We start from the raw sequence: 14,252 nt of genomic DNA, 5'->3' as shown, positions 1-14,252 counted from the left end.
GTGAAATAGATGAAGGAATATATAATGTCTCGTGTATTTAAAGGTTCTGCCGGAATTGCACAAGGTATTTTCGTATCCCTTGGAATTGGTTTACTTATCGAAAACATAGGAAGAATTGTTGATATTCCGATGTTAATTACAATTGGAGTTGTTGCGAAATCACTGATGGCACCAGCAATTGGAGCAGGGATTGCTTTCATGCTTGGGGCAAACGGACTTGTCATTTTCTCAGCGATGGTTGCCGGAGCGATTGGAGCAGGGTCGATTTCGATGACTGAAGCCGGCTTAATTATTAAAACTGGTGAACCAATTGGTGCGTTATTAACAGCAACTCTAGCGGTTTATATCGGTAAAAGATTAAGCGGAAAAACTGCTTTAGATATGATGCTCGTTCCATTTGCAGCAATATTAGGGTCTGGTATAGTTGGTATTTGGTTATCTCAAAATATTAGTCCTGTATTAAATACAGTTGGCGCATTTATTAAAGACAGCTCAGCTGGTAGCCCATTTATTGCTTCGATCGTGCTTGCGGTTGTTTGGGGGCTATTACTTATCTCTCCAGCTTCATCAGCAGCTCTAGCAATTGCACTTAGCCTAGACGGTGTTGCAGGCGGCGCAGCACTTGCAGGATGTGTCGCTCAATTTATCGGATTCGCTGTTATCTCCGCAAAAGAAAACAATTTAGGTGGTATTTTAGCACAAGCACTTTGTACTCCGAAAGTACAGTTGCCAAACATTACTAAAAATCCAATGATTCTCGTCCCAACTGTCGTTGCTAGCGCCATTGTGGGTCCTGTTTCTGCACTGATTTTCCACTTGGAAGCAGGTAAAGAAATTGCAGGTCTTGGATTAAGCTCTCTTATTGCACCAATTAACTTAATTTCCAGCCAAGGATTCGGTGTTGTACCAGCAATGGTCATCACTTATATCGTAATCCCAGTAGCTGTTTCTTATATACTTTACAGCGCGTTAAAAAAAGCCGGCCGTATTCATTCTGGCGATATGACTGTGCCACAATCTTAAGTTACAATTGAAAATCTCCTTTATATAGATAAAAGCAGACTGAAGAAGCCACAGTCTGCTTTTTTGTTTACATTTTATAGGTTTGTCTCGCAGGAATTGTAATCGTGTCTTTTCGGTTTACTAGTAAAAGCTGCACACCGAAGTATAGTGTACTCGCAACTGCCATACCGGAAACGGCATCTAAGAAGGCATGCTGCTTTGTAAATAGCGTTGATAAAACAATGAGTGTACCAAAGAAAGTAAGGATCAAATATTCCCATCTATGCTGCTCTCTTCGCTTATAAGCAGCTAACATAATTACAAATGTTGTGAGAACGTGGATGCTAGGAAAACAGTTTACAGGTTGATCAATGCTATAAATATAGCGAACTAAGTCAGAAAATACATCTGTCCCTACTACTGTTGGACGTGGTACGGTTGTTTGCCAAAAGTAGTAAATCGAAAAGCACGTAAGCTTTCCTAGGATAACGCTGCTTAATGTTACATAATATTGTTTTCGATCTTTAAAGCAATAATAAATGAGTGCGCCGTATAAGTATGGGAACCAAATTAAATACGGAATAATAAATGCCTTCACAAATGGAATCCAATCATCAACTACTGTTGTAACATCAACAGCATGAACACCAGATTTATTCAGTACATCGTAAAGGGGACTTACGAGTACGAGTAGAAGTATATAACTTAATGGAAGAAAAGATGAAAGTTTATATTTTTTCATGACTATCTCCTAGTGTTTAGTAATGTAAGTAAATCCAGTTGATTATAATATAGAAAATCAAAATGGGCTATTGATTTTACTTACATTTTTTTGCATTAACCTTACATTTTTGTCACTTGACTTTTAATGGGAGGATGAGATATGAAACGTTTGCTTATTTTGTTGGTTCTTATATTGTTATGTCTCGTGGGAGCTGGATGTGCAAAGAATAAGGATGTGCCATCTGCTTTAGAGTATAGCGGGAGAGCGCTTGTAATTGGAGTTATCGGTGAGGCGCCAAAGGATACATTTAGAAACATAAAGTTTGTGAAGGTGCATTTAGATCAGATAAAAGAGAAATCAGAGAAAGTCGACGGATTTCTCGTTATGAAAGAATATTTTCAAGAAGCATCAGAAGAAAAATATACAGAGCTATTTTTAGGGTTAAAAAAGCCAGTGTTTTTTATCGGTTTAAAGGATAAGCCATATTTGATTTTTATAGAAAAAGATTTGGATTATAACAATGCACCAACAGATAAAGCAATGATGTATACACAAGGATTTGTAAATCTAGGAAGTAGTGAAGGGCAGTATTGGGGCACTGGTTTATACAATGATACGATTTCGGAGCAAAGTATTCATAATATGTATATATACGTATTTCAAACGATTGCAGATTATTTGAGCAGGCATTGAGAAGCTCCGGACTAGGGGCTTTTTATTTTTTAGTTATTTAAATAAACGTTTGTTTAAGATGTATGTTCGGTCTAAATGATACATAATGAATGAAGAGGGGAAATTTTTATATTTATTTTTTTATATATTATTTTTCTTTAAATGGCGGAAAATAAGGAAAATTTGCAGGATAAAAGAAAATTGTCGCGAAATAAGTTAAAGTTTGGAGAAGAATCGTTTGAAATAATAAAACGTTTTCTATATGATAAAGGTAAAGGTTAGTAAAAAGTAGGTGAATTTATGGCAGTAACATTTTATTCATATCCAAAGTGTGGCACATGTCAAAAAGCAAAAAAATGGTTTGAGGCAAACGATGTAGCATATGAAATGATTCATATTGTTGAAAATCCACCATCAAAAGAAGATTTGCGTAATTTACATGCGAAAAGTGAATTGCCATTAAAAAAATTCTTTAATACAAGTGGAATGCGTTACCGTGAACTTGGCTTAAAAGATAAGTTAAAAGATGCAAGTGAAGACGAAATGTTTGAGCTATTAGTATCTGATGGCATGTTGATTAAACGTCCAATCGTAACAGATGGCACGAATGTAACACTTGGTTTTAACGAAGAGCAGTTTGGAAGTGTGTGGAAAAAGTACCAATAAGGTATTTTTACATAATTAATACATTCACTGGAGGTACAGTCATGAGCATTCCAAATCATTTACGTTACTCTGAAGAACACGAATGGGTAAAAACTGAAGGCAACGAAGTTGTTATCGGTATTACTCATTTTGCACAAAGTGAGTTAGGCGATATCGTATTCGTTGAACTTCCTGAAGTAGGTGCGACACTTGAAGCTGATGAGCCATTCGGAAGCGTAGAATCTGTTAAAACAGTTTCTGAATTATACGCACCTGTAAGTGGTAAAGTTGTGGCAGTAAACGAAGAATTAAGCGACCAACCAGAACTTGTTAACGAATCTCCGTACGAAGGTGCATGGATGGTTAAGATTGAACTTTCTGATGCAAGTGAAGTAGAGAAGTTATTATCTGCAGAACAATACGCAGAAATGACAAACCAAGACTAATTTTAGTTGAGATAAAAAGGACAGCCTATGTGCTGTCCTTTTTATTTTTCATTGCGTAAAAGGACACCTTCTGTGCTAGAAGCTCCATCCCCCTCACATTCTGAGCGAGCCACCTGCGCTTTTCTTTTAATCCAGCTCCAGCGGTAAGGATGCTCGGTGGATTCCCTTCTTCCTGCGAGGCAAAAAAGCGTCTTTACGTCAGGAATTCCAACGTCCTTCTGTTCTGAGCGAGCCGCTTCCACTTTTCTTTGTCCAGCTCCGCCTCCTAGCCCTTCATGTCTAAGAACCTTCCGCACAAGAAGACAAAAAACGCCTTCTGTGCGAAAGAGCCTTAGCCAACAGGGCTAAACAGTTTCACAAAAATAAACAGGAAACAACATGAAAAGAACGAATATACTATATACTAAAGTAAGGTTGTTTTATAGTATATGGTGATCGGGTGATGACATATGGTCTATGTAGAGAAAGTCATTATTGTCGAAGGAAAATCAGATAGAAGAAAGATTGAATCTATTATTCGCGAACCAGTGGAAATTGTTTGTACAAATGGTACAATTGGTTTGTCGAAAATGGATGAACTCATTGATCAGTTTTTTGATAAAGAAGTATATGTGCTAGTGGATGCTGATGCTGCAGGTGAAAAGCTCAGAAAACAATTTCGTAAAGAATTTCCGCAAGCTGAGCATATTTACATTGATCGTTCGTATCGTGAAGTGGCAACTGCTCCTTCTAATCATTTAGCGAACGTATTATGGGGAGCTGACATTGACGTTTATACAGAATATTTACGGTAAGGAATGATAGAAGTGATTGACTGGACAGGTGCTGAAGCTACAGCTTTAATAGCAGACCAAGAAAAAACAGTGTTATATGTATATACACCGATGTGTGGAACATGCCAATTAGCAAAGAAGATGTTAACAGTTGTAGAAGCTACTATATCTAATTTGGAAATAGGAATGCTAGATTTAAATTACGCTCCGCATTTAGCGCGAGAATATGAGGTAGAAAGTGTACCTTGTTTACTCGTATTTGAGCGGGGAACACTTATGAAGAAAATATATGCATTTCATTCAGTTGAATATTTATATACGGAATTACAGTAGGCGGCAATGTTTTTGCCGCCTCGACATATTTCTTGGGAAATATGCCTGAAAGATAGAAGTGATACGTTATTTGTCGAGAGAAAGTAACAGGATTGCCCTTTAAGAAGATGGAATGGTATTTAGTAGAAAGTGATATGAAGGATGTGATTAGAATGGGATTATATTCGTTGCTTCAATCATTTGTAACGTATGCCAATAGCCAATATCATTTAGAGCCACTTCTACGGCAAGGAGAAAAAATAATTAATATCCGTTTGGGAGGTGAGTGTTATTCACTTCAAATCTCAAGAGAGTATATACAAATTTTGAAAGGAACCGAGGGAACAGAACAAATTGTTTGTTTTGGGGAGGAAGACCTACAGCGATTAGTTACTGGGAATATTCGGTTACAAACTTTAATTAATAATGGGCGTGTACACTATTCTGGAACGTATCGCACGATGCTATTATTTGAATCAGTGTTTCATATATGTAAACCAATGCCGGTAGGTGCTTAATATTCCGAAGTTTCGTTTTTTGTGAAAATTCCTGTTGACATAGTGGGTGTATATTGATAGAATTCAATTCATAAAATATAGACAATTTCATAAAATTCAAATCAGACGAAAATTGAATCTGATTTCTCTTATCAAGAGAGGTGGAGGGACTGAGCCCTATGAAACCCGGCAACCGTCAACTTTTATGTTGAAATGGTGCCAATTCCTGCAAAGCAAATGCTTTGAGAGATGAGAGGAAGGGATAATGTTGATATACGCATATAAACCTTTCTGCTCATTCTAGAGGCAGAAAGGTTTTTTTGTTGTTTGAATGAGGAGGACGTTCGAATAATAAAAAGAGCCGCTTATGCGTTTTAAGAAATCTAGCTCCAGCGGCTAGAACATTCGGTCGTTTCACCCCTTCCTGCGAGGTGAAAAGCGCCTCTATGTCAGGGGTTCCAACGCCCTCTTGTTCTGAGCAAGCCGCTTGCGCTTTTTAAATCAAAAAGGGGTGATACACCATGATTCTATTAGAGAACGTAAAGAAAATATATAAGTCAAAAAGCGGTGATGTCACTGCTGTGGATAACGCCAATTTAAAAATAGAGAAAGGTGAGATATTTGGTGTTATCGGATATAGTGGTGCTGGGAAAAGTTCTTTAATTCGATTGTTTAATCAATTAGAGAAACCAACTTCCGGACAGATTACGATAGCTAATCGAGTTATTTCCACAATTACAGGGAGTGAACTTCGAAAGGCAAGACAAGAAATCGGAATGATTTTCCAGCATTTTAACTTACTGTGGTCACGAACTGTACGTGAAAATATCGCTTTTCCACTTGAAATTGCAGGTGTAGATAAAGTGCAGCGAAGAAAGCGTGTGGATGAGTTGATTCATCTTGTTGGATTGGAAGGTAGAGGTGATGCGTATCCATCTCAATTGAGCGGCGGGCAAAAGCAACGCGTTGGGATTGCAAGAGCATTAGCGAATAATCCAAAGGTGCTCTTGTGTGATGAAGCGACATCAGCACTTGATCCAGAAACCACAGATCAAATTTTAGATTTACTATTAGATATTAATAAACGTCTTGGATTAACAATTGTACTGATTACACATGAAATGCATGTGATTCAAAAAATTTGTAATCGTGTTGCGGTAATGGAAAAAGGAAAAATTGTGGAGACTGGTCCTGTACTAGATGTATTCCGTAATCCACAGCAGGAGATTACAAAGCGTTTTGTTAAGCAAATAACAGATTCTGAAGATGCGGATGAAGCAATTGAACATTTAGTAGAGAAGTATCCGGAAGGCAAGGTTGTAAAGCTGCAATTTATTGGTGAAGTAGTAGAAAGACCTGTCTTGCAGGAACTCATGAAGCAAGATGGCGTGGAAGTAAGCATTCTGCAAGGGAACATTGCACAAACGGCAAACGGGGCGTATGGAAGTTTAATTGTCCACTTAAATGGTGCTGAAGATGTGGTTGCAAAAGCAATTGCGACGATTCAACAAGAGCAAGTCGAGCTGGAGGTGATTGCACATGGATAATTTGTTTCAAAATGTCGATTGGGACAAAATGCTAGAGGCTACGGGAGAAACGTTATACATGACGGCAGTTGCCGCGCTTGCAACGTTTGTCTTAGGTCTTATTTTGGGATTGCTACTGTTTCTGACAGGAAAAGATAATCTCTGGGAAAACAAGCCAGTTAATATTGTAATTGGTGCGTTTGTAAATATTTTTCGTTCGATCCCGTTTATTATTTTAATCATTTTACTTATTCCATTTACGAAGCTTCTTCTAAACACGATTCTAGGTGCAAGTGCCGCATTACCAGCATTAATTGTTGGGGCAGCACCGTTCTATGCGAGAATGGTCGAAATCGCACTTCGTGAAATTGATAAAGGTGTCATTGAAGCATCAAAGGCGATGGGAGCAAAGACAAGTACAATTATTTTAAAAGTACTTATACCAGAATCTTTGCCAGCGCTTGTTTCCGGGATTACGGTAACAGCTATTGCGCTTGTCGGTTACACAGCAATGGCTGGAGTGGTCGGAGCAGGTGGACTTGGTACACTTGCTTATTTAGAAGGGTTTCAGCGCAATAATAGTGATGTAACGCTTATGGCAACAATTCTTGTACTTGTGATTGTATTTATCATTCAAATGCTTGGTGACTTGCTCACGAAGCGTCTTGATAAAAGATAAAGAGAAGTCTTCGTGTAAGACGAAGACTTCCTACAGCTTTTTAATTTTGAATATTGAAAAAAAGAAAGGGTGTCATAACATGAAAAAGGTATTACTTTCAGCACTTCTTGCTGTATTTGTGTTTGCATTAGCTGCTTGTAGCGGCGGAAAAGACGAAAAGAAACTTGTAGTTGGTGCTTCTAACGTACCGCATGCAGTTATTCTAGAAAAAGCGAAACCAATCTTAGAGAAAAAAGGGATTAAATTAGATATTAAGCCATTCCAAGATTACGTATTGCCAAATAAAGCACTAGCTGATAAAGATCTTGATGCAAACTATTTCCAACATATTCCGTATTTAGATAAAGAGATTCAAGAAAAAGGATACAAATTTGTAAACGCAGGGAAAATTCATTTAGAGCCGATGGGGATTTACTCAAAGAAATATAAAAACTTAAAAGATCTTCCAAACGGCGGAACAGTGATTATGAGTAATAACGTATCAGAGCGTGGACGTATGTTAGGACTTCTGCAAAAAGGCGGCGTTATTAAACTGAAAGATGGCGTAGATATCGTCAAAGCGACAGAAAAAGATATTGTGGAAAATCCGAAAAACTTGAAGTTTAAAACAGATGTGGAGCCAGGTCTTACACCAAAATTATATGAGAACAACGAAGGTGACGCATTATTCATTAACTCAAACTATGCAATTGATGCAAAATTAAACCCAACAAAAGATGCAATTGCTCTTGAAGGATCAGAGTCTCCTTATGCAAATATTATTGCGGTTCGTAAAGGTGACGAAAATAGAAAAGAAATTAAAGAGCTTGTAGAAGTGTTACACTCAAAAGAAATTCAAGATTTTATTAAGAAAGAATATAAGGGCGCTGTACTTCCAGTAAGTGAATAGGCGTAGGAAAGGGCTAGGAAATTTCTAGCCCTTTTTTCTTTATATATAAGAAGAAAAGTGTATCATAAGAGGATGTGAGGGAAGTACTTATATACATTTGTGAAAAAATTGTTACATTTTCTCAGCGTTTGCGATAACATTTTATTTGATATAAAATGAGAATGAGAATAAAATGAGAATGTGAATGTTTTAGGAATTTTTAAAATGTATATAGAGGATTAATGGAGGTATTGAGATGGCTGGTTCTACATTAACGGTTAAAGACTTACATGTATCAATCGATGGTAAAGAAATTTTAAAAGGTGTAAACCTTGAAGTAAAAGGTGGAGAAATCCACGCAATTATGGGACCTAATGGAACAGGTAAATCAACTTTATCTTCTGCAATTATGGGTCACCCAAAATATGAAGTAACAGAAGGAAGCATCATCATCGACGGTGAAGATGTATTAGAAATGGAAGTAGATGAGCGCGCACAAGCAGGTCTATTCCTAGCAATGCAATATCCAAGTGAAATTAGTGGAGTAACAAACGCTGACTTCTTACGTTCTGCAATTAATGCACGACGCGAGGAAGGCGATGAAATTTCTCTTATGAAATTTATCCGTACATTAGATAAAAACATGGAATTCCTAGAAATGGATCCAGAAATGGCACAACGTTACTTAAACGAAGGTTTCTCTGGCGGTGAGAAAAAACGTAACGAAATTCTTCAATTAATGATGATTGAGCCAAAAATCGCAATCTTAGACGAAATCGACTCTGGTCTTGATATCGATGCATTAAAAGTTGTATCTAAAGGTATTAACGAAATGCGCGGCGAAGAGTTCGGCTGCCTAATGATTACGCATTACCAACGTTTATTAAACTACATTACTCCAGACTTCGTTCACGTTATGATGAACGGTCGCATCGTTAAATCTGGTGGCCCTGAGCTTGCACAACGTCTAGAAGCTGAAGGTTACGACTGGATCAAAAAAGAATTAGGTATTGAAGACGAAACAGCAGAGCAAGAAGCGTAAGAGAGGAGCATAAATATGACAATCGGTACATTACCTTTCGATCAAGAAACAATCCGTCAGCGCGCAAGCGAAGTAAACGAAGCTGCTTGGTTGACTGAGTTCCGCTTACAAGCTCTTGCACAAGCAACTGAACTTCCAATGCCAACGCCTGATAAAACAAAAATCGATAAATGGGACTTTATCGGAAAAGGCCACACTGCTAAGCAAGAGCCTGTAAGTTCTTTAACGGAACTTCCAGAAGCAGTGAAAAATTTAATCGATGAAAATAACAGCGTACTAGTACAACGTACAGGTACAACTGCATTTGTTTCTTTAGCTGATGAAGCAAAAGAAAAAGGTGTTATTTTCACAGATATCGTAACAGCTGCAACTGAGCATGCTGAATTAATACAAAAGTATTTAATGAAAGACGGCGTGAAAGTGGATGAGCATCGTTTAACAGCACTTCATGCAGCATTAATCAACGGCGGTGCATTTGTATATGTTCCGAAAAACGTTGTTCTTGAAACACCACTTCAAGCTGTATTCTTAGTAGACGGCGAAGAAGCAAATGTATATAACCATGTATTATTTGTAGCTGACGCGAACAGTTCTGCAACATATGTAGAAAACTACGTAGCAAATGAAACTGTTACAGGTATTGCAAACATCGTGGCAGAAGTAATCGTAGAACAAGGTGCACAAGTGAAATTTGGTGCAGTTGATCTATTAGCGAAAGATGTAACAACTTACGTAAACCGCCGCGGCGTTGTAGGACGTGACGGCCGTATTGAGTGGGCATTAGGTCTTATGAATGACGGAAATACAATTTCAGAGAATGTAACGAACTTAATGGGCGACGGATCATTTGCTGATACAAAAACAGTAACAATTGGCCGTGGTAACCAAACACAAAACTTTACAACTAAAGTTGTTCACTTCGGTAAACACTCTGAAGGATTCATTTTAAAACACGGTGTACAAACAGATAGCGCAACATCTATCTTTAACGGAATTGGTAAAATTGAACACGGTGCATCTAAATCAAATGCACAACAATCTTCTCGCGTTCTTATGTTAAATGAGAAAGCTCGCGGCGATGCAAACCCAATTCTTCTAATTGACGAAGACGATGTAATGGCAGGTCACGCAGCTTCTGTAGGCCGCGTAGATCCAGTACAACTATACTACTTAATGAGTCGTGGTATTCCGAAGAAAGAAGCAGAACGTTTAGTCATCCATGGATTCTTAGCACCTGTAGTGAATGAGCTTCCAATTGAAGGAGTAAAAGCACAGCTTGTTGAGGTAATTGAAAGGAAAGTTCGCTAATGGATATTCATGAAATACGCAAACAGTTTCCAATTCTTGATCAAAAAGTGAACGGCAAACAACTTGTTTATTTCGATAGTGCAGCAACTTCTCAAAAGCCAATTCAAGTCATTGAAACGTTAGAACGTTACTATAAAGAATACAATTCTAACGTGCATCGCGGTGTTCATACGCTCGGTACGAAAGCTACCGATGCGTATGAAGGTGCACGTGAGAAGGTTCGCAAGTTTATTAACGCGAAATCAATGGAAGAAGTTATTTTCACGCGAGGAACAACAACTGCATTAAATACAGTAGCAGCAAGCTATGGCCGTGAAAATGTAAAAGAGGGCGATGAAATCGTCATCTCTTACATGGAGCATCATAGTAATATTATTCCGTGGCAACAAGTTGCGAAGAAAACAGGCGCAACTTTAAAATATCTTCCGCTTCAGCCAGACGGAACAATCTCATTAGAAGATGCACGTCAAACAATTACACAGAATACAAAAATCGTTTCTATTATGTATGTGTCTAACGTACTTGGAACGATTAACCCTGTAAAAGAAATCGCAGAAATCGCTCATCAAAATGGTGCAATCATGGTCGTTGACGGTGCACAAAGTACACCTCATATGAAAGTGGATGTACAAGATTTAAACTGTGATTTCTACGCATTATCCGCTCATAAAATGTGCGGGCCTACAGGTGTCGGCGTATTATATGGTAAGAAAGAATTGCTAGACAATATGGAGCCAATTGAATTTGGCGGCGAAATGATTGATTTCGTAGACTTACAAGATTCTACGTGGAAAGAGCTTCCGTGGAAGTTTGAAGCAGGTACACCGATTATCGGTAATGCGATCGGACTTGGAGCGGCAATTGATTTCCTAGAAGAAATCGGTCTTGATAATATTGAAAAGCATGAACATGAATTAGCGCAGTACGCTTTAGAAAGACTATCAGAAGTAGATGGCGTTACAATTTATGGACCAAAGCATCGCGCTGGTCTTGTTACATTTAATATTGATGAAGTACATCCGCATGATGTAGCAACAGTATTAGATGTAGAAGGCATTGCGGTTCGCGCAGGACACCACTGTGCACAGCCGCTTATGAAGTGGTTAAAAGCTTCTTCTACAGCACGTGCAAGCTTCTATTTATATAATACAAAAGAAGAAATTGATACATTTGTTGAAGCGCTAACGAAAACAAAGGAGTATTTCACAAATGTCTTTTAATAATTTAGATACGTTATATCGTCAAGTTATTATGGATCATTATAAGAATCCTCGTAACCATGGCGTGTTAGAAGATAGTGTTACAGTTAACTTAAACAATCCAACTTGCGGCGATCGTATTCAACTTACGATGAAAGTAGAAGATGGAATTGTGAAAGAGGCGAAGTTTGAAGGAGAAGGTTGTTCCATCTCCATGTCTTCAGCTTCGATGATGACGCAAGCAGTAAAAGGAAAGAAGATTGAAGGGGCACTTAAGCTTTCTAAAATTTTCTCTGACATGATGCTAGGAAAAGAGTATGATGACAGCGTAGATTTAGGAGATATTGAAGCATTACAAGGCGTATGCAAGTTTCCAGCACGTATTAAATGTGCAACATTAGCTTGGAAAGCGTTAGAAAAAGGCTTAAACGAAGATAAGTAATGTTACAGGTTCCTAAACACGAGGTTATCTAAGGAGGGACATACCAACATGGCGAAGAAACTGCCAGATATCGGCGATTATAAATATGGTTTCAAGGATAAAGACGTTTCGATTTTCCGTGCAGGACGCGGCTTAACAAAAGAAATCGTTGAAGAGATTTCACGTATGAAAGAAGAACCACAGTGGATGTTAGACTTCCGTTTAAAATCACTGGATAAATTCTACGAAATGCCAATGCCACAATGGGGCGGCGACTTAAACGACTTAGATTTCGATGAAATTACGTACTACGTAAAACCATCTGAGAAATCTGAGAAGTCTTGGGATGAAGTACCTGATGAAATTAAAGCGACATTTGATAAATTAGGTATTCCAGAAGCTGAGCAAAAATATTTAGCTGGTGTATCTGCACAGTACGAATCTGAAGTTGTATACCACAACATGAAAGAGGACCTAGAAGCTCTAGGAATCGTCTTCAAAGATACAGATAGCGCATTAAAAGAGAACGAAGATATTTTCCGTGAGCATTTCGGAAAAGTAATCCCACCAACTGACAACAAATTCGCAGCATTAAACTCTGCAGTTTGGTCTGGTGGATCGTTCATCTACGTTCCAAAAGGTATCAAAGTTGATACACCACTTCAAGCGTATTTCCGTATTAACTCTGAAAATATGGGACAATTCGAGCGTACGCTTATTATTGTAGACGAAGGCGCACATGTACACTACGTAGAAGGTTGTACAGCTCCTGTTTACACAACAAATTCACTGCACAGTGCGGTAGTAGAAATCATCATTAAGAAAGATGCATATTGCCGTTACACTACAATCCAAAACTGGGCAAACAACGTATACAACCTAGTTACAAAACGTGCTGTTTGTGAAGCAAACGCAACGATGGAATGGATTGATGGTAACATCGGATCTAAATTAACGATGAAATACCCAGCAGTTATCTTAAAAGGCGAAGGCGCTCGTGGTTTAACATTATCTATCGCGATTGCTGGTAAAGGCCAACACCAAGATGCTGGTGCGAAAATGATTCACTTAGCACCAAACACATCTTCAACAATCGTTTCTAAATCGATTGCGAAACATGGTGGTAAAGTAACGTACCGTGGTATCGTACACTTCGGACCAAAAGCGACAAACTCTCGCTCTAACATCGAATGTGATACGTTAATCATGGATAACCAATCAACATCTGATACAATTCCTTACAACGAGATCAAAAACGATCACGTTTCACTTGAGCACGAAGCGAAAGTATCAAAAGTATCAGAAGAACAATTATTCTACCTAATGAGCCGCGGTATCTCTGAGCAAGAAGCTACAGAAATGATCGTAATGGGCTTCATTGAGCCATTCACTCGCGAACTTCCAATGGAATACGCAGTTGAAATGAACCGTCTAATCAAGTTTGAGATGGAAGGTAGTATCGGTTAATTTAAAAGTAGAAGCGCCCTGTTTACAGGGCGCTTTTTTAATTGGATGAAAATATATCAATCGTTTCTCCCGATATATCGGTGTTATTTTTGAAATAACGGTGCTTTGACACGATATAAAGACCTTGCGACGATGTTGGACATGTGAAAAGCCGCTGAAAAACTATCTAGTTTGAGTAAGTGAAAAAATTTTATCAATATACAAAAATTAAGATTTTATGATATAATTTTTAAAAAAGGAGGTGAATATTTTAAGAGTTCTAAACCATGTTGAAGGAATAAAATTACTAGTGTGTTTATTAGTTGGTTTATGTACTATTAATTATTCGTTTATTTCCTTCGCTGAAACATAAACAAGTAATTTAGCTGATGTAACAAAATTATTCTAAAAAAGGAGTTGAGTTTTTTGAAAATTACAAAAAATATTAAAGGAATAAAATTACTAGCATGTTTATCAATTGGCTTATGCACTATTAATTATTCTTCTATTTCCTTCGCTGAAACAAAAACAAGTAATGCAGCTGATGCAACAAAAAAAGCTATTAACATTGATACTGGCATAGCAAATCTTAAGTATAATAATCAAGAGGTTTTAGCAGTAAATGGTGATAAAGTAGAGAGTTTTGTTCCGAAAGAAAGTACAAATTCAAATGGTAAATTTGTAGTAGTTGA

Annotated in this window: 18 protein-coding genes and 1 riboswitch; of the genes, 16 read left to right on the top strand and 2 right to left on the bottom strand. The window is 37.8% G+C overall.

What is annotated here, in order from left to right; translation table 11 throughout:
- Window positions 1-9 precede the first annotated feature (9 nt).
- Window positions 10-1,023, top strand: coding sequence for a PTS transporter subunit IIC (locus C564_RS0108405; RefSeq protein ID WP_018765007.1), 1,014 nt, complete (start codon window positions 10-12; stop codon window positions 1,021-1,023).
- Between the two features lie 67 nt (window positions 1,024-1,090).
- Here C564_RS0108405 and C564_RS0108400 read toward each other — a convergent pair whose 3' ends face one another.
- Window positions 1,091-1,744 (bottom strand): phosphatase PAP2 family protein, encoded by a 654-nt coding sequence (locus tag C564_RS0108400; RefSeq protein WP_003201709.1) that lies wholly within the window; start codon window positions 1,742-1,744, stop codon window positions 1,091-1,093.
- Window positions 1,745-1,885: 141 nt separating this feature from the next.
- Between C564_RS0108400 and C564_RS0108395 the strand changes: the two genes are divergently transcribed.
- From C564_RS0108395 to gcvH, 3 genes are all read left to right on the top strand, one after another.
- A complete protein-coding gene (locus tag C564_RS0108395; protein ID WP_018765006.1) occupies window positions 1,886-2,419 on the top strand; it encodes a hypothetical protein in 534 nt (177 codons plus the stop codon).
- A gap of 279 nt (window positions 2,420-2,698) precedes the next feature.
- Window positions 2,699-3,064 (top strand): arsenate reductase family protein, encoded by a 366-nt coding sequence (locus C564_RS0108390; RefSeq protein ID WP_018765005.1) that lies wholly within the window; start codon window positions 2,699-2,701, stop codon window positions 3,062-3,064.
- Window positions 3,065-3,105: 41 nt separating this feature from the next.
- Entirely contained in the window at window positions 3,106-3,489 is a 384-nt protein-coding gene (gene gcvH / locus C564_RS0108385; protein WP_003201716.1) for a glycine cleavage system protein GcvH, read from the top strand.
- A gap of 41 nt (window positions 3,490-3,530) precedes the next feature.
- On the opposite strand, the gene C564_RS0108380 is transcribed toward gcvH, so the two are convergent.
- Window positions 3,531-3,785, bottom strand: coding sequence for a hypothetical protein (locus tag C564_RS0108380; protein ID WP_003201718.1), 255 nt, complete (start codon window positions 3,783-3,785; stop codon window positions 3,531-3,533).
- Between the two features lie 153 nt (window positions 3,786-3,938).
- On the opposite strand from C564_RS0108380, the gene C564_RS0108375 reads away from it, so the two are divergent.
- The 12 genes from C564_RS0108375 to C564_RS31795 form a co-directional block, all read left to right on the top strand.
- The gene (locus tag C564_RS0108375) at window positions 3,939-4,283 is read left to right on the top strand and encodes a toprim domain-containing protein (protein WP_000263236.1); all 345 of its coding nucleotides are present in this window, start codon (window positions 3,939-3,941) and stop codon (window positions 4,281-4,283) included.
- A 3-nt stretch (window positions 4,284-4,286) separates the two neighbouring features.
- A complete protein-coding gene (locus C564_RS0108370) occupies window positions 4,287-4,595 on the top strand; it encodes a thioredoxin family protein (protein ID WP_003201723.1) in 309 nt (102 codons plus the stop codon).
- 152 nt (window positions 4,596-4,747) lie between these two features.
- Window positions 4,748-5,092: a hypothetical protein gene (locus C564_RS0108365; protein ID WP_018765003.1), complete on the top strand. Its 345-nt coding sequence runs from the start codon at window positions 4,748-4,750 to the stop codon at window positions 5,090-5,092.
- A gap of 125 nt (window positions 5,093-5,217) precedes the next feature.
- Window positions 5,218-5,327, top strand: a riboswitch (SAM riboswitch).
- A 265-nt stretch (window positions 5,328-5,592) separates the two neighbouring features.
- On the top strand, window positions 5,593-6,618 hold the full coding sequence (locus C564_RS0108360) for a methionine ABC transporter ATP-binding protein (protein ID WP_018765002.1): 1,026 nt from the start codon (window positions 5,593-5,595) through the stop codon (window positions 6,616-6,618).
- The gene (locus C564_RS0108355) at window positions 6,611-7,276 is read left to right on the top strand and encodes a methionine ABC transporter permease (RefSeq protein ID WP_018765001.1); all 666 of its coding nucleotides are present in this window, start codon (window positions 6,611-6,613) and stop codon (window positions 7,274-7,276) included. The genes C564_RS0108360 and C564_RS0108355 overlap by 8 nt, the downstream gene beginning before the upstream one ends.
- Before the next feature lie 79 nt (window positions 7,277-7,355).
- Entirely contained in the window at window positions 7,356-8,165 is an 810-nt protein-coding gene (metQ, locus tag C564_RS0108350) for a methionine ABC transporter substrate-binding lipoprotein MetQ (RefSeq protein ID WP_018765000.1), read from the top strand.
- A 235-nt stretch (window positions 8,166-8,400) separates the two neighbouring features.
- Complete coding sequence (sufC, locus tag C564_RS0108345) at window positions 8,401-9,186, top strand: Fe-S cluster assembly ATPase SufC (RefSeq protein ID WP_000929159.1); 786 nt, start codon at window positions 8,401-8,403, stop codon at window positions 9,184-9,186.
- A gap of 15 nt (window positions 9,187-9,201) precedes the next feature.
- Window positions 9,202-10,494, top strand: coding sequence for a Fe-S cluster assembly protein SufD (sufD, locus tag C564_RS0108340; protein WP_003208989.1), 1,293 nt, complete (start codon window positions 9,202-9,204; stop codon window positions 10,492-10,494).
- Window positions 10,494-11,714, top strand: a complete 1,221-nt coding sequence (sufS, locus tag C564_RS0108335) for a cysteine desulfurase SufS (protein WP_003201736.1) — start codon at window positions 10,494-10,496, stop codon at window positions 11,712-11,714. The genes sufD and sufS overlap by 1 nt, the downstream gene beginning before the upstream one ends.
- Window positions 11,704-12,135, top strand: coding sequence for a Fe-S cluster assembly sulfur transfer protein SufU (gene sufU, locus C564_RS0108330; RefSeq protein ID WP_018764999.1), 432 nt, complete (start codon window positions 11,704-11,706; stop codon window positions 12,133-12,135). Before sufS ends, sufU begins: the two co-directional genes overlap by 11 nt.
- 48 nt (window positions 12,136-12,183) lie before the next feature.
- The gene (sufB, locus tag C564_RS0108325; protein WP_003201740.1) at window positions 12,184-13,581 is read left to right on the top strand and encodes a Fe-S cluster assembly protein SufB; all 1,398 of its coding nucleotides are present in this window, start codon (window positions 12,184-12,186) and stop codon (window positions 13,579-13,581) included.
- A gap of 396 nt (window positions 13,582-13,977) precedes the next feature.
- On the top strand, window positions 13,978-14,252 hold a 275-nt coding region (locus C564_RS31795; RefSeq protein WP_231382308.1), incomplete at its 3' end, for a thiol-activated cytolysin family protein.

The sequence above is a fragment of the Bacillus sp. 105MF genome (assembly GCF_000374885.1).
GTDB lineage: Bacteria > Bacillota > Bacilli > Bacillales > Bacillaceae_G > Bacillus_A > Bacillus_A pseudomycoides.
The sequence above is the reverse complement of the archived record's forward strand: the minus strand, read 5'-3'. Positions and strand labels throughout refer to the sequence as shown.

Coding starts and splice junctions, on each gene's coding strand:
- C564_RS0108405 (WP_018765007.1), top strand. CDS start 10: ATGAAGGAATATATAATGTCTCGTGTATTTAAAGGTTCTGCCGGAATT.
- C564_RS0108400 (WP_003201709.1), bottom strand. CDS start 1,744: ATGAAAAAATATAAACTTTCATCTTTTCTTCCATTAAGTTATATACTT.
- C564_RS0108395 (WP_018765006.1), top strand. CDS start 1,886: ATGAAACGTTTGCTTATTTTGTTGGTTCTTATATTGTTATGTCTCGTG.
- C564_RS0108390 (WP_018765005.1), top strand. CDS start 2,699: ATGGCAGTAACATTTTATTCATATCCAAAGTGTGGCACATGTCAAAAA.
- gcvH (WP_003201716.1), top strand. CDS start 3,106: ATGAGCATTCCAAATCATTTACGTTACTCTGAAGAACACGAATGGGTA.
- C564_RS0108375 (WP_000263236.1), top strand. CDS start 3,939: ATGGTCTATGTAGAGAAAGTCATTATTGTCGAAGGAAAATCAGATAGA.
- C564_RS0108370 (WP_003201723.1), top strand. CDS start 4,287: ATGATAGAAGTGATTGACTGGACAGGTGCTGAAGCTACAGCTTTAATA.
- C564_RS0108365 (WP_018765003.1), top strand. CDS start 4,748: ATGGGATTATATTCGTTGCTTCAATCATTTGTAACGTATGCCAATAGC.
- C564_RS0108360 (WP_018765002.1), top strand. CDS start 5,593: ATGATTCTATTAGAGAACGTAAAGAAAATATATAAGTCAAAAAGCGGT.
- C564_RS0108355 (WP_018765001.1), top strand. CDS start 6,611: ATGGATAATTTGTTTCAAAATGTCGATTGGGACAAAATGCTAGAGGCT.
- metQ (WP_018765000.1), top strand. CDS start 7,356: ATGAAAAAGGTATTACTTTCAGCACTTCTTGCTGTATTTGTGTTTGCA.
- sufC (WP_000929159.1), top strand. CDS start 8,401: ATGGCTGGTTCTACATTAACGGTTAAAGACTTACATGTATCAATCGAT.
- sufD (WP_003208989.1), top strand. CDS start 9,202: ATGACAATCGGTACATTACCTTTCGATCAAGAAACAATCCGTCAGCGC.
- sufS (WP_003201736.1), top strand. CDS start 10,494: ATGGATATTCATGAAATACGCAAACAGTTTCCAATTCTTGATCAAAAA.
- sufU (WP_018764999.1), top strand. CDS start 11,704: ATGTCTTTTAATAATTTAGATACGTTATATCGTCAAGTTATTATGGAT.
- sufB (WP_003201740.1), top strand. CDS start 12,184: ATGGCGAAGAAACTGCCAGATATCGGCGATTATAAATATGGTTTCAAG.